We start from the raw sequence: 21,835 nt of genomic DNA on the forward strand, positions 1-21,835 counted from the left end.
ATTAACTTTTTTTATTAGAATTATGATCAAAATTTATATCCCTGATGTCAAAAATGGTGTTTTAGACACCCAATTTGGAAATGGTAATTTAGGAAAAAAGTACCCTAATTCCGTCAATTTTCCCATAAAATGGGATAAAGTTAAAGGTGCTAAATCTTATGCGATTACTTTAATTGATTATGAAGCAACTGCCGAGTTAGGTTTTATTTTTATCCATTGAGTTGCAGCAAACATTAAAAAAAATAAGATTAAATGGGATGATTCTTTCTCGCGACAAGATAAAATGTATCAATTTGAAAATTCAATGACGAAATATGCAACTAGTTATTTGCTTGATGCGTTTTATCGCGAGCATCCTGATGGTGTTTATTTTGGGCCTCTGCCACCAGTTGAAGATCATAATTATCGTCTCGAAGTTTTTGCCCTTGATGTTGAAAATATAATTCCTGATGAATTGAAAGATAAACGACTTTTTTATGATGATTTTCTTGAATTAATCAAAAATCATGTAATTGATTATGGAATAAGTTCCTTTTTATACCGTTCGCATGGAAAGATGGAAAATAATTTGCTAGCAAAAAAAGAGATCAGTAAATCCGAACTAAATGCAGCTTTACCAAAAGATCAGCAGAATTTTTTCCTTGATTTTCAGCCAATTAACTTCAGTTCAAATGCATTAAGCCCAAGAAATGGTGACTATCATCTTTTAGATCTTGAGTTTTTAGGTAAACAAGGTGCTAGCCCTTTTTTTAGTGCCCGTAATTTCGACCTTACAATTTATTCCGAATCGGAAAAAATTAAGGAATATGTTGTGATAATTTCCAGTTTTGCCGAGAATTACTCGCTCGGTGTCGGTCTTAATTCCTGAGTTCGTGTCGGCATTATCAAAGATCAAAATGATTATAAAACGATTTTAGCAGCAGGGAAAAATAATTTCGACCTTTTTGAAAGCGAATTTCCGATTCAAAACAGTTTTGCATCGTTTTGTGCAACGGCAATTGCAACAAAAGTTGGTGTTGATTCAACCGAAAAATTTGAATTTATTAAGGCAAAATACGGACTAGTTTACCTTCCAGGGCTCACAAACGGGCAAGGAAAATACCAAATCGAAATTTTCGGGCTTAATACATTAATTGACTGAAGTGAAATTGGACGCAGTTCACCAAAACCACTTAATTCTTTTGATGTACTAAAAACAATTAAGGGCAAAATTATCGGTTATAACCGCACTTTTTTTAAATTAATTTAACAAAATTAGTTTAAAAAAAGTGTTTAAAATCATTGATTTTAACTTAAATAATCCTGAGTTTCCCAGTTAGTGGTATAATTAATTTGTAAATATCAAAAAACACTAACAAATAAGGATTTGTTTTAAAAAATAATAAGAAAAAAGTACTAACCTTTCATAACAATTATGATGTAATTATTTTAATAATAAAAATGTTAAAAAAGTTGTTCTTTTTTAGTTTTATAGTAAAAAACCTGATTTGTAAATGCATAATAACCTCTAATCAAAAATAAAAAGCGACTAGAAATGTATTTTGCTAGTAATGTTTGACAAAAATCCGGGTTATAAGTCGAAAAAATTGTTATGAAATAACGTTAAGTTCTAAAAAGATCACCTAAATTAGGAGGTCTTTTATAATTAAGCGTTTGTAACTGGGAAACTCAGGAAAAACAATTAAGGGCAAAATTATCGGTTATAACCGCACTTTTTTTAAATTAATTTAACAAAATTAGTTTAAAAAAAGTGTTTAAAATCATTGATTTTAACTTAAATAATCAAGTTTTTGTCCATCGCGATAGATCTCTTTAATTTCACCAGCAAGCACAACTTGAGTTTGGTTATTATAAATAACAACTTGTTGCCCTGGCGTAATTGCGCTATGATTTTGATAATAAACTCAAAACGAGTTTTTATCAATTACTTTGATTTTGACGGGAATTTCTTCTTGGCGATAGCGGAATTTTGCTGTTAAATTACTTTGATTTTCTATGTCTTGTACTAAAAAATTAGCATTAATTGCTAAAAGTTGATCTGATTCAAGTCATTTTTTATCACTTGCCGCACTTACATATAAAATTTTTTCTTTGAGATTATGACCGACAACAAAATAAGGTTCTTTCATTCCGTTAAGTCCAAAACCTTTACGCTGTCCAATGGTAAAATACATAATTCCAATATGTTTTCCAAGAACTTTTTTTGTGGCAATATCAACAATATTTCCAGGTTGTGCAGGAATATAATTTTGTAAAAAATCGGTAAATTTACGCTCACCGATAAAACAAATGCCAGTTGAGTCTTTCTTTTTAGCATTAATTAACCCTAATTTTTCGGCAATTTTTCTGATTTCGGTTTTTTGGTAAAAACCTAAAGGAAAAATTGTTTTTTCAAGTTGAGATTTTGAAAGTTGTGCAAGAAAATAACTTTGGTCTTTTGAACTATCAATTCCAGCATACAAGTTTCCCTTAATCGCTTTTGCATAATGACCCATCGCGATAAAATCGGCTTGGTGAGTTTCTAGTGCATAATTTAGAAAATGCTTAAATTTTATGTTTTTATTGCATAAAATATCAGGATTTGGTGTTAGTCCACTTTGGTATTTGGCAATTAAGTCGCTAAAAACTTCATCCCAATATTCTTTAATAAAATCAACGCGAAAAATAGGAATTTCAAGTTGTTTTGCCACTGTTTTTGCATCGTTTCAGTCTTGCTCTTGTGGGCAAATGTTATGATTTTCTGAATTTTTTTGACCTAGAAAGTCATTATTTAAATTTGAATCCCAATTTCGCATAAAAACGGCGATTACTTGATGACCTTCTTTTTTTAAAAGATAAGCAGTAATTGCAGAATCGACTCCGCCTGAAAGACCAACAACTATTTTTGCCACTTTTTTCTCCAAAATCTCTTATTTTATTGTTTCTTTTTCTTATTTTTTTGGTTTTGTAATTCAGAAAAAACTTGTAAAACGTTTGAATAATGTTTTAATTTCACGGAAAATACTTCAATTAATTGACTTTATCCCAAAAACATTAATATAAAAAAGCGAAAGTCAATATGGAAGAAAAACAACCGAAAAAGCCATAAATAGATTTAGCAAAATCACAATTGTATTATTCCCACCTGAATAAAAAAACGGGTGTAAAAAATTTAGAAAAGGATAAATTGTAAGTCCAGTATAGAAAAAGACAATATTTTTTTCAGCTTCAATTTCAGTTTTTTTAAACTCAGGAGCAATTCATTGTCTAATTGTGAAAAAATATAAAAGTAGGCAAAATAAATAATAACAAATTGAATAAATAACACCAAAACTAAGCCCTAATTTATTAACTGGAAATTCCTTGCGGAATCAAAAAAGGACAAGAATTGCAAAAACGGGATGAATTAGGTGAACCGTTGATGTTGTTAGAAAAACAACAAAACTCATATTCAAATTTCAGGCGATTACGGTTCAAAAAATTATTAAAACGATGGTTAAAATCACTGTAAAAACGAATAAAATTTGAAATTTCCGTTCAGTTGCGTTTAAGACGAAACTAAATAAAACAAGTCCATAAATTAAATTTGATTGGTAGGTGAGATAAAAAAAAGCGCTAAAATTTTGAAAATAATTGCTAAAACTAATGAAATAAAATTTATCAACAACAAATTCTTGGCGATTTCTAATCATCGAATAACCGATGAGTGAGATTGTAATTGCAAGAATAATTAATGAAAAAACAAGCGCAGTTTTTCGCTCTCTCTTCCAAGCAGAAAAATGATCAAGTTTTGTTGACAAAAACGAGTTATTATTTTCAATCATAGTACCAAAATATTAATCTTATATTATATAACAAAAATTTTTTAAAATTGAAAAAAAATGATTTTTTACTAACATAAATTAGTAGAAAAAAATGAGACACACCAAGAGAGGTGTGTTTTTTTATGAAACAAAATAAATTTTCAATTAATGAAAAAATCAAATATATCAAAATCGCTGAATCGCAAGGATTCAAAAGTGCGACTATACATTTTGCAAACGAGTTTCGTGAAATTTATAAAAATAAATCAGTTAATAAAAAATCGCAAAAAGAGGGTTTTTTACAGACATATGCGAATAATTTAATTCGAAACTGACAAAAAAAGTATTATAATTATGGTATGAACGGATTAATTAGCACACGTGGTAAAAATAAATCACCACGTAAGTCAAAAAAACAATACACAATTAACGATCTTTCGGAAAATGACCGCGGAATTTATCAAGAAATAATGGAAAACGTCCTTAGAAGATACGGGATTGATCCTGCAATTGTAATGGACGAACTTAAAAAGCGAAAACAAGAAGCAGAAAAAGATAAGGATCAAATCGAAAATTCAACAAGACTTTGCAGCGTTTTAAAAGTTAATCGCACATCGATTTATCGCAAAATAAAGGTGAAAAAATCACCAAAAGAAATGGTATACAGTAAAGAATTACTTGATTGAATTCTTGAAAGTTTTAATTTTAACAGAAAAGTAAAAGGTCGAGATAATTTGTATAATGTATACAAAAATCAAGGAAATAATATAAGCACATATGTTTTTCAAAAACACTATGAACATTTAGGGATAAAATCGATTGCTTACAAAAAACAAAGTAAAAATGCGCCAAAAGAAGCTAAATTTTCGCGGATTTGAGCCGAAGATCATATCAAAGGACAATTTGAATCTAAAAATTTTGGTGAAAAATGATTTGCTGATATTAAATTTATAAGAATTGGCGATGATTTTTATTTTTTGCATTCAATAATTGAAACAAAATCTAATTATTTGCTAAATTTTTCAATTTCCAAGACTAGATTTTCAGAAGAAACAATAAAATTAGTAAAAGAAACAATCAAAAAACACAAAATTACACCTAAATTTTTCCATTCAGATCATGGAGTTGAATATGCTAACCACCGATTTGCTCAATTTTTAAAAGAAAACAACATTCAACAATCAATGTCGCCAAAAGGAAACGCGCTTGCAAACCGCCCGATTGAATACTTTTATGCTATTTTACAAAGAGAATACTTGAATGTTGAGGGTAAAATTTTTGAAAACCTTGAAGATGCCCATCAAAAAATCAGCTCATTTGTTAAATGATACAATAAAACTAGAGTGCAAAGTTGCCTTTCATATTTGAGTCCAAATTCTCATTTTGAACAATTTGGTGCTCAAAAAAATTTTCACAATTTTGGAGAATAAAAAATAATAAAAATTTGTTTTAAAAATAATTAAAAATAATGATGTGTCTCATTTTCCTATACTAACTTAGATTTTTTACTAACAATTTTTACTTTTAATTCCGTTTGCAGCCAAAGTATCGTAACTAAAACAGCAATTTCCGTGTTTTTTCTTAATTAACAGTTCTAAAAAACTAAAAAAGAAGCAAAATTCACTTCTTTTTTAGTTTTTTATTGCGCTTTTTTATTTTTTTGAATAAATTTGTTACTAAACAATTATTTTTTTAATTTTTTCAACTAATTTTTCAGTTGTAAAACCAATTTTTTCTAATATTTGATCACCAGGAGCGGAAAAACCGAAGTCATCATGTCCAAAATTATATTTTGCGTGAACTTTTCAACCAAAAGTTGTTGCTAATTCTAATGAAATTGCAAAATTTGGATCTCAAATTGGTGTATTTTGCCAATTTGATAAAGAAATTAAATTAAGATCTAAATTTTTAGCAATTTCATCAGCTAGACCAAGTTCGGATCCAGTTGCAATAATTGCTCATTGTGAATTAGTTTTTCGAACCAAATAAGCACCGTTTTTAAAGCCTTTTTTGCATGAATCAAAAGATTTAATGTTCTGACGGGATAAAATTATCGCACTTGGTTGGTCTTTTTTTGTTAGCGCAAGCTCATAAGCGCTTTTAAGTTCGTTTTCATCCCCTGGACGATAAACTCCAAGGTTTGGCACAGATCTTAACATTGCAAGTTGCTCTACTGGTTCGTGAGTCGGTCCATCTTCACCAACCATTAAAGAATCGTGACTAAAAATGTAACTTACAGGTAATTTCATAATCGCTGATAATCTAAGTGCTGGTTTTAAATAATCGGCAAAAACAAAAAAAGTTGAAACAAAAGGTCGTAAAACTGAATGTAAGGCGATTCCGTTGGCGATTGAAGCCATCGCAAATTCACGTACACCAAACATTAAATTTCGCCCTTGGTAATTTTTGCTACTAAAAATTCCATCAGAACCTTTGGCTTTTGTTGAAACTGATAAATCAGCAGAACCACCGATTCAATAAGGAAGATGTTGGGAAATATAGTCTAAAATTTTTCCAGAACTATTTCTAGTTGCTTGATTTTTGGCAAGATCTAAGTCAATTTTAAAATCAATATTCTCACCTTTTTTCAGAAATTCAGCGAGTTCATTAGAAAGTTTAAAGTTCTTTTTTTTCTCAAAAGTTCTATTTCCTAATGTGTTTTTTCAATGTTCTTTGACTTCATTTCCAAGATAGAAATCACTATTTTCTCAGCCAAGATTTTTTTTCAAAGTAAGAATGTCTTCCCCAAGCGGAGCGCCGTGGACATCGCTGGTTTTTTCCTTGCTACTTCCTTCGCCAATTATTGTTTTAATTTCAATAAAACTTGGTTTATTTGCTGCTTTTGCTCGCGAAATTGCTTCTGAAATTAAATTTACATCATTTTCTTGAACTAATTGGTAGAATAAACCTTGCGATTCAATTCGTTTTTGGACATTTTCGCTAAAAACAACATCAAGTGGTGAATCAAGTTGAACATCGTTTGAATCATAAAGGACGATGAAATTTTTTAAATTTAAATGCCCCGCAAGCGAAAGCGCTTCATAAGAAATACCCTCTTGCAAATCGCCATCACCACATAAAACATAGGTATAATGGTCGATTTCTTTAAATTTAGAGTTCAAATGCGCTTGTGCCAAAGCGATTCCAACTCCCATCGCAACACCCTGACCAAGTGGACCTGTTGTTGCTTCAACTCCAAGTGTATGTCCATATTCGGGATGACCTGGAGTTTTTGATCCTAACTGACGGAAATTTTCAAGATCTTCTTGCGCTAACAAACCTAAACTATATAATAAGGAATATAAAAGTCCAGATGCATGACCTGCTGATAAAATAAAACGATCACGGTTGATTCAATTAGGATCGCTGACATCAAAATTCATATGGTCGCGATAAAGCGCATAAACCATTTTAGCAGCAGATAAAATTACTCCAGGATGACCAGAATTTGCCTTATTAACAGCGGCAACACCGTGCATTTTTAAGGAATTTACTACTATTTCATCGATATTTTTTTTTACCATTTTAGTTTTTATCCCCCCGCGATACGTATTTTCCGTCCTCTGTTGAAATAATTACACTTTCACCCTCTTTGATAAACATTGGCACATCGATTTCATATCCAGTTTCTAATGTTGCTCTTTTTGATGGGTTTGTGGTCGTATTTCCCTTAACGGCATCAAAAGTTGATGCAATTTTAAGTTCAATTTTCGGTGGAAGTTCAATATCAAGAATTTCGTCGTTAAATTTCCGTAATTTTACTTTTGTACCTTCGACTAAAAAGTTTAATTCCCAACTAATTTTTGTATTCTCAATTGCTACTTGCTCATAAGTGTTGTCATCCATTAACACAATGTTTGCGCCATCATTATAAAGAAATGACATCGAAATTTTCTCAATATGAGCTTTTTCAACTCTTTCGCCACCAGAAAAAGTTTTAATTGTGATCGCACCGGTACGCAAATTTTTAACTTTAGCTTTTAAATTTGCCTGACCGCGACCTTGTTTTGAATGCTGAGCTGAAATTACAACATAAATTTCTTTCTCAAATTCAAACGTAATTCCGGGACGAAATTCATTAACATTAATCATTTCACCTCCCTTTTCATTGGCCAAAGTAATAAAACATTCATAAATTATAGCATAAATTAAGAAATTAGGAAGAGAAATATAAGCACTAAATTTGTTTTTAAAAAAGAAAAAATTATGGTTTTATTGTTTTTTAGTCTATAATGTAATAAAATATTACATAAGGGAAAGTGAAAAAAATTTTATTAAATATAAATTATATCACATCAGTTTCTAATGTTGTGAGCGCTGCTGCCACTAATAATCATAGCAGTCTTGAAATTAACCAGCAAATTTCTGAATTCATTAATAATATTCAAACTGAAGATTTTGCAGAACTTAACAAAATTAGTGAACAAATTGTTGATAAAAAGATCTCTGCAACAAAATTATCTAAACAAATTTCAAAAGAAGATTTTATTAAACTTTTAACAAAATTTGTTGAAAAAACAAATTTAAAAGACCAATTAACAAAAGAACAAAAAGAAAAATTAATAGAAAATATCAACGATCAGCATTTAAAATTATTCCAAAAGGATGTTAAAAAAATTGCTCTTGAATTCAAAAAAGAGGTAAAAAAGAACAAGGAAGTAAATCCGTGAGTGAACAGGAATTTAAAATTTTCGATCAGTTATTTCATATTCGGTTTATGGAGTTTGGTTTCTTCATTTTATTGATTTTTTTTAATATCTCAATAATTTTGAAATTTTTAGGACACAAATTTTTAATTAACTTTTATTTCCGTAAAGTTTTTAAATTTTTTCTAAAACTAGAAGAAAAAGAAAAACTTGAAATTAACCAAATTTTTTTATTGGGGTATGAAAAAGCAAAAGAAATAATTTCAAAAAATAAATTAAAAATCAAAATTTTAACAATAATCATTTCCTTGATAGTTCTATCGGAAATTACTTTTTTCATTTTATACAAAATCTACATATATCATCCAAAAATCTTTTTGTTTATACACCCTGAATCTTTTGTTTTACTCACATTTCAAACAATTTTCCTACCATTATTTATCTATTTTCGATTGTCTGTTAGAAAAAAATTACTGATAAAATTTGAAGAAAAGATTAAAAATTTTAATTTTGTTGTAGGCGATAACTACTTTTTTGATGAAGACTATGAAAATTTTGAGCTTCCAGAGACGAAAATACCACGAAAAAGTGGTAATTTACATAGTAAAAATGATTATTATCCACTTAGTTTTATAATTCTTAGAAAATATTTTTATCTTTGAAAGCTAAAAACTGATGAATTGATTAATTTATACTACTTTTTAATTTGAGGCTCACATCTCCAAGAATCTGATACCACAACTACTTCTTATCAATTTCTATATAAGGATTTTGTCACCGTTTTAAAAAATGAGAAAGGTCGATAAAAATGCCATTTAATAGTTTTACAAGTGTTTTCATACTCACCTTTATCCCAATTTTAACTTTTTTAGCAATTTCAGGTTTAAATTTTTTTATTTGGTTCAAAGCAAGAACAAATTATTTTATTCGTAATGTTTTTAGGAGAATTAAAGTTCTTAATAAAAATTTAGATATTCTAAATTGTAATTTTTTATTCCAAAAGGGATTATCAAAAGTTGGTGAAATTACAAGAAAAAACAATCAATATATAATTTTTAATTTAATTTTTTGCCTTGTTTTTTCAGTAAGTGAATTTACAATTTTTTGAATTTTATTCTTCGATCCAGAGAATTTATTTCTATTTATTTTTCTTCTAGGAATGGCAAGTTTTTCAAAATTTTTATTTGCATTTCTAATTTTTGCTACCATTTATGTTAGTAAAAAAATGATTAAAACAGCAGAAAATCGCATTGAAAAGTGGAAGTTTGATAATAAAAGTTTCCATTTTGATCGAGAATACCAACCAAATGGCAAAAAAACAAAAAACCTAATCGCCTTTGTTAACCCAGGACAACGAGCATTTCTTTTTTCAAGCGAATATTTCCAAAAACATTTAAAAAATTCTGGTTTTGAGATTTTCTATTTTATAATTTGAGGAATCCATTTCCCGTTTTTAAGAAATGTCAAATTTGAATCACTTGATATTTACCAGGATTTTGTGAATTTATACAAGAAGGCGGGATAATTTTAATTTTTTGTTATACTTAATTATTTAAAAATTTGACTTTGATAATTTTTAATGAAATAATTTTAGAAACAGGAAAAAATTTAATTAATTAAACTCAACTTGTCCCACTATATTTTTCGGCACATTTTGTATTGCTAATTTCATTGCTTTTATTTTGTGAAGATCGTTAACTAGAATCATAAGAATAAATAATAAAATTTTCAGTTTTACGTTTATTGATTAAAATTTTAGGATTTCGGAAGGATCCATCCGGTTGTCTGCCTTGTCTAAAAATAGAAATAAGATGGTTTTTATTACGGGAGAATTTAATATTTTGTGTCTTAGGAAAAGTCTAATTTGATAAAATTTATCCTAAAGGAGCACAATAAAAAACAGCAAAAAAAATATCTCCATTTGAATTAGAAGCCCAAAAACTTGTTAGCAAGTATGCTAATTATAAAAAATCAAAAAAGAAGATTTTCATAACGAAATTTCTAATATGTTCAAAACTTTTACTGAAGCACTTTTAAACGCAGAACTAACCCAACACTTAGGTTATGAAAAAAGTAAGCGAAGTCAAAACGGGATTCGCCGTCCAAATAAACGAAACGGGTTTTCTGGGAAAACTGTTAATTATAAAAATGATAGTATGTATTTAAAAATACCAAGAGATCGAAATGGCAGTTTTGAAAACAAGTTAATTGATAAATACGAGTCAAATTTAGGTGATATCGAAGAGCAAGTTCTTTCGCTTTTTGCATCAGGAATGCCATATGAAAATATTGTCAATACGATAAAAAGTATCTATAAAAAGGATCTAAGTCCTAGTTGGATCTCTTCAGTTACAAACAAATTATTGCCTGAAATTGAAAAGTGAAAATCGCAAAAACTTGATAGCTCTTATCCGATTTTGTATATCGACGGAATGTATTTTAACATTAAAGAAAATAATTCTTATGTCAAAAAATCACTATATGTAATTCTTGCAATTGACTGGCAAGGAAACAAAAAAGCACTGGGATTCTGGATTAAAAACACTGAATCAGCAAGTAATTGACTAGATGTGTTTCTGAATTAAAAACTCGCGGACTTCAAGATGTTTTAATAATTTCCTGTGATAATCTTAATGGAATTAGCCAGGCAATTGAAGCAGTTTTTCCACAAACTGATATCCAAAAATGTGTTGTTCACCAAATTAGAAACTCACTTTTAAAAGTTTCTCATAAAGACAAAAAAGAGCTTGCCTATGATATGAAAAAGATTTATCAGGCAGTAAATCAAGAATTTGCAATGCAAAATCTTGATGAATTTGCTAAAAAATGAGAGCAAAAATACCCCTCAATTATCAAGTCTTGGTATTCAAACTTTGTTGAATTAACGACATTTTTTAAATATCCTTACGAATTAAGGCAAGCAATTTATACAACAAATTCGATTGAATCACTGAATAAATTAATCAGGAAAAATACGAAAACATAAGTTGAACCACAAAATAAGCTAATCTATCAAAAATAATTTATGTAATGCTCGAAAAGTATCCGAAAAATGACAAAGGTAGATAAGAAAAAGATCGATTATTGAAAAGTGACCAGAAAATATTTTCCCTAATCGGTTAAATAATGTAAAATTATATTAGAAGTTATGTTTAAAAATATTGTAGAATTTCAAAGCACAAAATTATAAATACACAATTTACGCCTATCATTCGTAGCCTTAAATGAAATGAGGTCAAACCTTGAGGAAAATGTTAAAAAAAATCTTTATCTTTAAATATCTATTAATAGGCCAATTACTAATTATACCCTTATTATATGGTATTTCCTCGACCGCTAGAAATCAAACTTATAATAGTAGTATCTACAATAGTTCAAATATTAACCAAATACCAAACATTTCTGAAATTAAAAAGAAATTTTTAAAATTTACAAACCAAAAAATTAAGGTATTTAGTAGAACTACTGTTGGTGTTATAAACAAAAAATCTATAGATAAAATCAAGAAAAATGATGTCAATGTCCAGGAAAAAGTAAATATAAAACTTTTATTAAATGTCCAAATTCCCAAAGCAAGTAGTTCAATGTCAGAGGATGTAAAATACTATAAAACCGAAAATCAAAAGTATTTAAACCAAATAATAGAGTTGTTAGCAAATAATAACATAAATGTAATTAGTAAGTATTTCAGTAAACTATCGCCAACTGTATGAATAAAAATTAAAAGCGCCGATGAATTAAATGCATCAAAATTAATTGAAAAATTAGAATTCGTTTCGCTAATAATTAATAATATAAAAAATAGAGATACAAATTCAAGTTTGTTGCCTAAAAAATCTAGTTTAAATTATTCACTACGATACAATAAAACTCATAATTTTGGTACTAGTGATGTTTTTTTCGGAAAAATAAAAGAAATCGTTAATAATGACAAAACACCATTCTATCCTAAATCTAATCTAAAAGTAGGTGTTGTTGAGGCGAATATGAGTGGAATTTATAATTCTGATGATTATCGCAAAGGTAAAATACGAAGCGAAAATATCAAGTTTTATAATATTGGGAAAGCTGCTCAAAATAAAAAAACAGCAAATCAAAACGATCATGCGACTTTAGTATCTTCAATAATTGCAGGTGCGGATGGTTTTGTTCCAAATACAAAACTTGTTGTTGCTAATTTAAATAGAATAGATTTTGATTCGCCATTGTGAATGTCTGTTTTTGAAAAACTCATAATTGAAGAAAACGTCCGAATCATAAATCATAGTTACGGTTTTAGTAAAATTTCAACAAGTGAGATTGATAGAAATCATTATGATATTTTTAACAACGCTAATGATTTAATCAAAAAATCAGTTGCACAATATTATGATTTAGTTTATTATTTAGATTTCTTATCAAGGAAGTACGGTGTGATAAATGTTTTTGCTGCTGGAAACGAATATGATAAGCATAAATCTAATACAAATGATAACTCTAAATCATATGGTTATATTTCTGGTTATGCTAATGCATTGAATTCTATCGTTGTGGGTTCTACATTTGGAGATAGTAAAAATTTTTATGCTAGTGATTTTAGTAATCGATTGGCAGTAAATGCTATGAATGGTTTGCCAAAACCAATGATTTCCGCACCGGGGGAAAATATTATTGGATTTATTGGACAAGAAAACCCAGGATCAGGCACTAGTTTTTCTACTCCAATTGTTACAGGCCTAATAGCAAAACTGATAAACAATAATTCAGAATTAAGCGAGCCTAGAAAAATAATTCCACAAATTATGAGTATAATAACCTCATCCGCAAATGATAGCGAATTAAATTTTTATAAAATTAAAGGGTTTATTGAATCGACAAAAAAGTCAAATAAAGAAAAGAATATCAAATCATCAATAGATAATTATTTAGAAAAGTATGCAAAAAAAATCTATTTAGAAAATTATGAAAATGAACGCGAACTAAAAAGTAGCGGGTTGGATTCGGCAGTTGGAGCGGGGCAAATTGATTATAAAAAAATGGAAAAAGCTCTCTCAAATCTTGTAACATTTAGTATCTCGTATAATAAAAACCCTGATGTTAGAAGAGTCTATGTAGGGTCTGAATTTAAAATTAAAAAGGGTGAAAAATTCAAAGCATCATTGGCTTGGGCATTTAATGCTGGTATTATTGAAGGATGAAAAAAACTTGCTAAGGAGAGTAATTGATTAGGTAACATTTTTGCTATTGTTCTTACAAAAGCATTGTGGGAATATGCGGCAAATGAATATGAACAAAAATTACTCAAAGAAGGCACAAATAAGAATGATAATAAGTTTGAGCATGAGTGGTTAAAGAAAAAAGAATTATTTGAAAAACAAGAAAATTTGTTATTTACTGATTATGATCTAATTCTAGAAAAAAAGATTGATGGAAATAGGTGGGAAGAAGTTGATTTAAATTCTGGTAGATCAAGTAGATCAAATGTTGAGTTAGTTAGGTATAAACCAAATTCCGATGGAGTCTATCGATTAGTGATAAGAAAATATAAATCATCCTTATTTGAGGAATCAATTGATGATGATTTGGCGGTATCATATGTCATTTCCTAAAATTAAACTTGCTCTTTTTGTTGCAACAATATTGCTTCCTTGATTAGTTTTTTCAGGAATTTTAGGTAGTTTTAGTGGTTCAAATAACTTAAGTTCTCCAAATAATAATAGCGAACTCATTCAAAAAGATTCAGAGCCACTTTTTAAATATTTTGATCGAAATGAATTAATTAATTCAAGTTTTTACTCATATAATGATATAAAAAAACTTGGCCACAAAAATCATTTTTGGTATACTAACCCTACTTGGCGAAAAATTTTTCTAACAGAACCTGAAAAAATCGAAAAAATAGTTAATAAATATTTATATTTTGATGAAAATAATTTTGAAAATAAAAAAAATGAATCTATTGAAAACCTAAAAAATTTTTTTAAAAAGGAAATTGAAAAAACTAAAAAAAATGGCGATCCTTTTAATAGTTTATCAATAAAACCTTCCGCTGATGGGTTTAGTCATTTTTTTCTTAATAATTTATTGATTATTAAGAATTATGAACAATATGTAAGTTTATTTACTAAATTTGAACTAAAGTCGGATTTTTTGAATCGTAAAATTTCTGATGATTTTTTCAAAGACCAGTTTTTATTAGTTTATATTAATGAGAAAAGTGGTGCACCAATATTTAAAAAAACAAGTGTAGATCTTGATTTAAACCCGATCAATATAATTTCAAATAAAACAAAAACTAATTTTTTACTTTCAATAAGTGAAAAACTTAATAGTTATGCTGATAAAACCAAAAAACTCACATCAGCAAGTTGAAGGGATCAAGGTTTTCAAGTTTTTTACAAATATATTCCAAAAACAGACCTATATAAATTGTCGAATATCTCATCACTAAATATTAGTGAAATTGAAGATTTATTAATTTTTAATAGAGTTGATAAGAAAACAAAACTGTTTGATCATTTTATTGATTTTTTAGCAAAAAAACAGACAATTCTGAAAAACAGAAAACTACAAAAATCAAGGCTATATGGTTCAATTAAAACTGGTTCAAATTTTCTACCACAAAATCTGTATTCAAATTTTGAACAGGTTAAAGAACTAATAAATAATGAATCAATCATAAAAAATTGAGATTGATTTGATACTTTTCATATTTCAAATTTGTTTATACCTAGCAAAACTGACAACCAAACAGAAAAATTTAATAAATTCATATTAAAGAAACAAGATTCCAGTTTAATTTTTGACGATCAAATTCTATATTGAGAACCTGATCAAAAAACTAAAAAAATTGTAGTTTATACATACAATTACAAAGATTTATTCCCATCCTTAGCAACAGAACCAAACGATTTTAGTCCCGGAAATCTAGTAAAATTTACAAAAATAAATATTGGAGATACAGATTTTCAAGACTTTGAGTTCAGAAAAATAAAATCAATGAATAAGTTTATTAGTTTGTACAATAAAATAATTGGCTAGGAAAATATGTTAAGAAAATTTCGAATTAAATCAAAAGTTTTTAAAATATTTCTTTTTAATTTTATACCATTAGCAAATTTAACTATTGTCATAGCAGTTAGTTTTTATGTAATAAAAAATTCAAAAATAGCAGAAGAATACCTAAATTCTGAAGAGGAAGAGAAAAACGAGCAAGAAAAAGTTGATACTAAAAAATATGAATTTGAAAATATACCTGAAGCGGAAAATAAGTTTATTTCCAATTTTGAAAAAAATATAGATATTAGTTGAGAAGATGAAATTTGGTTAAATAATTCTAAATGAACTTCTATTTTTCAGGAAAAACCTCAACAGATTCCTGATTTATTAAAAAAATTTCCTTATTTTGAAAACTCTTTATTCAATAATGACCCTTTAAATGAAGCGCTAATTAATTTACATTCATTTTTTAGAAATGAGATTAAAAAGAATTTTAAAACACATATTCAAGAATTTGATATAATAACTGACCAAAAGAAATGGCAGAACAAGAAAATTAGTAATAATTTTTCTATTATTAAAAACAAAAAGGATTTTTTTTCTATTTTTACAAATTTAGAGAATAAAAAATTTTATAAAAGAGTCCTTTCAAATCCAGAGTTTTTTAATAAAAAGGCTGTTGTTGTTTTTATAAAGCCTGGTGAAATTTTTGCTAATTGAAGATTTAAGGAAAATGGAAAAAATCCAGTTTTAGAACCGGCTTTTACTTATAAAAATTCCAAAAAAAACGATCAAATTGGGATTATTTCCTATGATAATAAGTTTTGAAATTTTTTTTATCAAGATTATGAATATCGAGATATTGAAAGCGGAGATGCCGTTAGGCCTGCAGTAATAAGACCTTCTGATTTCTCGTTTCAAAGCGAAATTTACCAGGATCATTGATATTATCCTAAGAAAAGGCCATCAAACCATTTTTTTATTTTTTACAAAATCATTGATAAATCAGACATTAATAAATTTAATAATGATTTGGATATTCATATTGATACTATTGAAGATCTAATTTTGTATAATAGAATCGAAAGATCCAAAACTGAATTAGAAAATTTCCAAGATTTTTTATTAAAAAAACAACAAATTTTAGGTAAAAACCCACTAAAAACAACAAGACTTTATGCAATGATAAAGGAAAATGAAACTGAAATTGCAAGTCAAAAAATTTATTCAGACTATCAAGTTACTAAAGATTTACTAGAAAACAAAAACCTAGGAAAAAGTTGAGAATGAGGTGATGCCTTTCATATTTCTAATCTATTTAATCCAGCAAAAAATGGTAGCACTAGTGCCGAATTTAATAAATTTATTCTTAAAAAACAAAATGCCAATTTAATTTTTGATGATGAAATTCTATATTCAAAAATTGATCATAGTTCTAAAAAAATTAAAATTTATACTTTTAATTTTAAGGATTTATTCCCCAAATTTGCAGTCGAACCCGCCAATTTCAAAATTGAAAAATTAGCAAAATTTACAAAAGTTGATTTCGGAAATAGCAATTTAGATCAAATTGAATATATTAAAATTAAGTCTCTATCTGAATTTGATAGAATTTATAATGAATTAGTCAAATAAAAAAGCCAACACCTTCGTGTTAACTTGGATGCCCAGTTTTAAAGGGACTAGTTTTTAAAATTTAATCACTTTTTCTAATTTTTAATATTGCCTTTTATTAAATAACTAATTCTTTCGATAAAATCATCGTAATCATTTATTATTACGGAATTTTTACCTGAATTTCCCAGTTACAAATGCTTAATTAAAAAAGACCTCCCAATTTAGGTGATCTTTTTAAAACTTAACGTTATTTCATAACAATTTTTTTGACCTATAACCCTGATTTTTGTCAAATTTTGCTAACAAAATGCATTTCTAGTCGCTTTTTATTTTTGATCAGAGACAATTATGCATTTACAAATCAGGTTTTTTACTATAAAACTAAAAAAAGAACAACTTTTTTAACATTTTTATTATTAAAATAACTATATCATAATTGTTATGAAACGTTAGTACTTTTTTCTTATTATTTTTTAAAACAAAGCCTTATTTATTAGTGTTTTTTGATATTTACAATTAATTATACCACCAAAACTGGGAAACCCAGGGAATTTTTAATTCTATTTTTTATCGGTTCGAGAACATTAGAATATTCAAGCGGTTCTAAACAATTATCCAAATGATAATTACTGATTGTTCCATAGTCTTCAAAATTAAAAATTTTTTCTATGTCATTATGTTCAGAATTATTTTTTAGGTTTATACAAGAAAAATTAATAACAACTATTAAAATTTTATCTGGTATATGTCTAAAACTTATTTGATCATCAGCGGAAAGTTTAGCATATTTAGAAAAATTTTTGTGGGTTATTTTTTCCCATTTTCTGTTTATCTTATTTTTAGAAAAGTAGGGAATTTGTTCAAAAATAATTAAGATTTGAAAGTATAATTTCCCTTTTTCACTACGAATAAATTCAAAAAATAGGAGGGATTGTATTCTTGCTCATTATCAGTCTTTTCATCTTTATTAAATTTTGAATTAAAAAAAGATGAGATAGTATCACACGAACTTAAAAAAAGCAATGGAGCTAAAAAGGTTATTCCTAAAAATTTAGTAAAAATTAGTTTAGTTTTCATCGTAAACCAAGTGAAAAAATTTTAATTTGCAATCAATTAAATTTTTTGCTTTTGTATCTTTAGAGTTAGTTATTGATTTCCATTAATATCTTTTCATATTTTTTATATTTTGGGTAATAATTTTTTACAAGATCATTTTTTAATTCAAACCTCTCAACATTTTTCTCAAAAACAATATTTTTGTCTTTTGGAAATAGAAAAACTTGGAAGGCAACTTCATCAAAAGTTGGATTGTTTCTTCTGTCAACATAACTCAGAACAAAATCGACATCAATAATTTTACTTAAAAAAATCTTATTATTTTCCGTTTTTCTAGGTACTAATTTTTCAATTTCGCCATTATGCGAATTATAACTAATTTGGTTTCAAGTTTCATAAATAAAAATGTTATTGTTTTTTAGGATATCATCAAGTTTTTTACTATCTAAAAATTTGGTTTCAAAATCTAAAATTAGATTAGTCTCATCAATTTTTGCAGCAGGGTCTATTTTCAAAATTCTGTCTAAAATTTTCTCTTTAAATTCTTGACTATTTTTGATAATTATCTTTTTCTCTGGGAAAAAACTATTATTTCAAGGGTCGATTTTTTTACTAACTAAATCAAGAACTTTTGGCTTTAAAATTTTAATTCTATTCTCTTTTTGACTAAAATCGGCAAGATCAAGGATAAAATGGTCTGAATAAGTTCCAACTTCGTTTTTTGGAAGTTTATATTTTTTCTCAAGTTTGTTGTAGATTTTTCTAGCTGCTCTAACTAATTCTAGATCACTTAATTTCGTAATTCCAGCATATTCACTTAATGTTTTAAAGACAAGTTTTTTATTTTTTGGATAAACTATAGTCTTTAAGTAAGGACTACCATTAGCAAGCCCAAGCGGTATTTCGGTACCACCTAAAATGGAAAAAGGAGAAAGTAGTACTATGTTTAAAGTATCTGGAGACTCATCTTTTTCAAAGTAATAATTATTTCTATAAAAATCAGGTACTCTTACGTTTCCTGTTTCAGATAAATAAATATTATTTTTCTCGAGAATTTTTTCTACATTTTTGCCATTTAGAAACTTTTCTTCAAATTCTTTTCTTGCTTGAAAATCAGGAATCATTAAATGTTTAGGATAATTTTTTGTTAGTTCTACTGTTTTATTGACCACTATTTTCTGGAATTGATCTAATGTTTCAATTCTGATAGAACTACTTTCGCCTAGAAAATAGTTTTTTTTAGAGTCCTTATCAATTTGGTTGTAAAATAGATTTACTCCCGAAAATGTAGCACTTTTTGCATTAAATTCAGCATTGTTTTTGTGAAGTAAATTTCGAAAATAAGTATGATTATATCCTGTTATATCATCAAGTTCGCTTTTTTGACTTATAATACCGCATGAATTTAAAATAAGTGACGAAACTAAAAGGCTTATTCCCAAAAATTTAGTAAAGATTATTTTAATTTTCATTATGCACCAAATAAGAAACTGCTAATTTGTCATCAACAGAATTTTCAAAAACTACAGAGTTATATTTTTTAACATAAATTCTATAGTAAGTGGCTTCACTTGTTGTAAAATCAATTAATTCATCATTGCTTGAAAAACTTTTTGATGAAGAAATGTCAACTCACTTTCCGTTTGAATCTCTTTTTTGCAAATATAAATCATAATCCGAAAAAAATTTACCGTCCTGATTTTTTTTCGCGGACTCTAGTTTTAGTCTTTCATAATTTATGTGATTATTAGATCAATTAGTTAATTCTTTTTTGCTATTGCCTATTTGAAAATTTCCATTTACAAAAGTTCCTATTTCAGGGTTAGGTTGAGCAATTGGCAAAACAGTGGAACCGAAAAACAACCGCCAATTATTATTGTTTTTTCTTGGGTTATCTATTTTATTCTTTAAAAGACCAGCATTAAACATTCAGGATAAAGATGCTTTAATTTTTTTATTTGATTCCACCCAAAACATATCGCTAGTAAAAATTATTTTTTTCTCTACTCCTGATCCTTCGGTGATAAAACTAGTGTTTTTTGTAGCCTTTAACATATTTTCAAAATCAGGAATTCCAGACCCATACTTCTCAAAATACCCGCTTTCCTTTCGTTTTAAATTAGTGTGATCTGGTGAGATAGCAGAAACAGATAAAATTGCTTTCAATGCTGGGACTCTAAAATCATTATTATCTAAATTCGGTTTTTCTCTTAAAAGTGTTGAAATTAAACCAGTAACAATGGGAGCCGCATAACTGGTTCCTTCATCATAAAAATCTTTATTAAATTCATTGTCATAGGGATTGTGTTTAAAATGAGAATTTTCTGCTTTAACCAAATTAAAAACATATCCAGGAGCAACAACTAGAGGTTTTGCAAGTTCATAGTATTTATCAATATTTTTGTAATTGGAATAATCGGCTATTTTATTTCCTGCAATATAAGGAGTAGTGGAGTTATTATTAAGGGCGCCAACCACTATCGAGTTCAATGATAAACTTTTTTTGTCTATTCAGGGATTTTTAGTAAATGTCCCATCAATTGACATTTTAGCTCCATTCCCAGCCGCAAAAACATTAATTACACCATATTTTCTTGATAGGAAATCAAGAAAATAAGAATTTTCGTCATAATCAGCAAATTTTATACTGCCATTCCCGTAACTATGGTTTATTACTTTGACATTTTTATCTTCAACCATTCACTCAATTGCTTTTTGTCATTCACTATCCAACCTAAATATAGATAAATAAAAATTTGCTTTCTGATCAAAACCCATTTTGCTGGCTAATATTAATGATACTAATGTAGAATGGTAATCATTGTTTTTATTTTTTTCTTCTCTATACGACTTATTACGATAATCATAAGAAACAAAATCAGAAATATTGGAATCGATATTGTTAAAATAATGTGAAAAGTTTTTATCAAATTTATCAATAACCTCAATCGCACCAACTTTGGATTTAGGGGTTCAAAAACTTTTTTTATCTTTTTCTGATTGTCCATAAAAATTAACAATGAACATATTTTTTAACATTGATGTCTTAAAAAGTTCTTCGCTAGTGGGTGGTTTATTTTCGTAATACCCCTCTTCAGTAAACATTTCAATATACCTTGTTTGTTTATCCTTGTCTTCATTTTTATAAACAATATAACGATCAATAGCAGGATTTTCTAGAGAATTTTTAACAAAAAATTCTCTATCACTTTCTGTATCAAAATAAAATCAAACAATTGGTAGTATTTTACTATTTTTTGCTTCTTTAAATTTTAAATTTGATTTTTTTATTTCATTAATAAAGTCAAGATTAAATTTAACTATTTTTTTAGATTCATCGCTCAAAAAATCAGGATTTAGCAATAATTTCAATTCAAACTGGTTATCCGAATTTTCAATTTCAGACGAGTTATTAAATGTTTTAGCAAAAGAATCTCGAACAATTATTTTATTGCTAAAGTTTATAGAATATCAGTATTTTTTACTAAAATTCTGATTTATAAAAAAAGGATGGTATATAAAAAATATTGATGATGAGAATAGTAATAATAAAAATATTTTCCTAAATTTCTTCAGTTTCATTTCCGTCCATTATTAATAAAATTTAATTATTATTTATAACATTATTATAATTTTATCAAATTTTTTTATGGCGTTTGAAAAAACTAAAGGTTTTTATATAAAATAAAACCATAAATAATAAGAAAAATTTTTTGCTATTCTTTTAGTAGCGAGAATTTAATATTTTGTATTTTA

16 protein-coding genes are annotated in these 21,835 nt (G+C 27.4%); 10 read left to right on the top strand and 6 right to left on the bottom strand.

All coding sequences use genetic code 4. The annotated features are described in order from the left end of the window. Positions 1 to 22: 22 nt before the first annotated feature. On the top strand, positions 23 to 1,249 hold the full coding sequence (locus MDIS_RS02315; RefSeq protein WP_044635777.1) for a YbhB/YbcL family Raf kinase inhibitor-like protein: 1,227 nt from the start codon (positions 23 to 25) through the stop codon (positions 1,247 to 1,249). Positions 1,250 to 1,769: 520 nt separating this feature from the next. Here the strand turns inward: MDIS_RS02315 and mnmA are convergent. Together mnmA and MDIS_RS02325 are read right to left on the bottom strand one after the other, a co-directional pair. Further along, entirely contained in the window at positions 1,770 to 2,891 is a 1,122-nt protein-coding gene (gene mnmA, locus MDIS_RS02320) for a tRNA 2-thiouridine(34) synthase MnmA (RefSeq protein ID WP_044635473.1), read from the bottom strand. A 39-nt stretch (positions 2,892 to 2,930) separates the two neighbouring features. Then, complete coding sequence (locus MDIS_RS02325) at positions 2,931 to 3,803, bottom strand: MAGa3780 family membrane protein (protein ID WP_044635474.1); 873 nt, start codon at positions 3,801 to 3,803, stop codon at positions 2,931 to 2,933. A gap of 122 nt (positions 3,804 to 3,925) precedes the next feature. Between MDIS_RS02325 and MDIS_RS02330 the strand changes: the two genes are divergently transcribed. Continuing rightward, positions 3,926 to 5,212, top strand: coding sequence for an IS3 family transposase (locus MDIS_RS02330; RefSeq protein ID WP_044635475.1), 1,287 nt, complete (start codon positions 3,926 to 3,928; stop codon positions 5,210 to 5,212). Positions 5,213 to 5,458: 246 nt separating this feature from the next. Here the strand turns inward: MDIS_RS02330 and MDIS_RS02335 are convergent, their stop codons facing one another. Both MDIS_RS02335 and efp read right to left on the bottom strand, forming a co-directional pair. Then, a complete protein-coding gene (locus tag MDIS_RS02335) occupies positions 5,459 to 7,306 on the bottom strand; it encodes a transketolase (protein WP_044635476.1) in 1,848 nt (615 codons plus the stop codon). 1 nt (position 7,307) lies between these two features. Continuing rightward, entirely contained in the window at positions 7,308 to 7,874 is a 567-nt protein-coding gene (efp, locus tag MDIS_RS02340) for an elongation factor P (RefSeq protein ID WP_044635477.1), read from the bottom strand. 167 nt (positions 7,875 to 8,041) lie between these two features. On the opposite strand from efp, the gene MDIS_RS02345 reads away from it, so the two are divergent. The 8 genes from MDIS_RS02345 to MDIS_RS02375 all read left to right on the top strand — a co-directional run bounded on the left by MDIS_RS02345 (position 8,042) and on the right by MDIS_RS02375 (position 17,041). Continuing rightward, positions 8,042 to 8,548, top strand: coding sequence for a hypothetical protein (locus MDIS_RS02345; RefSeq protein ID WP_044635478.1), 507 nt, complete (start codon positions 8,042 to 8,044; stop codon positions 8,546 to 8,548). Between the two features lie 2 nt (positions 8,549 to 8,550). Further along, positions 8,551 to 9,234 (top strand): hypothetical protein, encoded by a 684-nt coding sequence (locus MDIS_RS02350; RefSeq protein ID WP_144402869.1) that lies wholly within the window; start codon positions 8,551 to 8,553, stop codon positions 9,232 to 9,234. A 2-nt stretch (positions 9,235 to 9,236) separates the two neighbouring features. Next, positions 9,237 to 9,953 (top strand): hypothetical protein, encoded by a 717-nt coding sequence (locus tag MDIS_RS02355; protein WP_044635480.1) that lies wholly within the window; start codon positions 9,237 to 9,239, stop codon positions 9,951 to 9,953. A 481-nt stretch (positions 9,954 to 10,434) separates the two neighbouring features. Next, on the top strand, positions 10,435 to 11,013 hold the full coding sequence (locus tag MDIS_RS04455; protein WP_276240841.1) for an IS256 family transposase: 579 nt from the start codon (positions 10,435 to 10,437) through the stop codon (positions 11,011 to 11,013). After that, the gene (locus tag MDIS_RS04460) at positions 10,989 to 11,414 is read left to right on the top strand and encodes an IS256 family transposase (protein ID WP_276240842.1); all 426 of its coding nucleotides are present in this window, start codon (positions 10,989 to 10,991) and stop codon (positions 11,412 to 11,414) included. The genes MDIS_RS04455 and MDIS_RS04460 overlap by 25 nt, the downstream gene beginning before the upstream one ends. Before the next feature lie 265 nt (positions 11,415 to 11,679). After that, positions 11,680 to 14,016: a S8 family serine peptidase gene (locus MDIS_RS02365; protein WP_052506218.1), complete on the top strand. Its 2,337-nt coding sequence runs from the start codon at positions 11,680 to 11,682 to the stop codon at positions 14,014 to 14,016. Beyond that, entirely contained in the window at positions 14,003 to 15,448 is a 1,446-nt protein-coding gene (locus MDIS_RS02370) for a hypothetical protein (protein WP_044635482.1), read from the top strand. The genes MDIS_RS02365 and MDIS_RS02370 overlap by 14 nt, the downstream gene beginning before the upstream one ends. Positions 15,449 to 15,454: 6 nt before the next feature. Beyond that, positions 15,455 to 17,041 (top strand): hypothetical protein, encoded by a 1,587-nt coding sequence (locus MDIS_RS02375; protein WP_052506219.1) that lies wholly within the window; start codon positions 15,455 to 15,457, stop codon positions 17,039 to 17,041. Between the two features lie 1,124 nt (positions 17,042 to 18,165). Here the strand turns inward: MDIS_RS02375 and MDIS_RS02380 are convergent. Further along, positions 18,166 to 19,551 (bottom strand): hypothetical protein, encoded by a 1,386-nt coding sequence (locus MDIS_RS02380; RefSeq protein ID WP_044635483.1) that lies wholly within the window; start codon positions 19,549 to 19,551, stop codon positions 18,166 to 18,168. Then, on the bottom strand, positions 19,541 to 21,661 hold the full coding sequence (locus MDIS_RS02385; protein WP_044635484.1) for a S8 family serine peptidase: 2,121 nt from the start codon (positions 21,659 to 21,661) through the stop codon (positions 19,541 to 19,543). Before MDIS_RS02385 ends, MDIS_RS02380 begins: the two co-directional genes overlap by 11 nt. Positions 21,662 to 21,835 lie beyond the last annotated feature (174 nt).

This window comes from Mesomycoplasma dispar (assembly GCF_000941075.1).
Taxonomy (GTDB): Bacteria; Bacillota_I; Bacilli_A; order Mycoplasmatales; family Metamycoplasmataceae; genus Mesomycoplasma; species Mesomycoplasma dispar.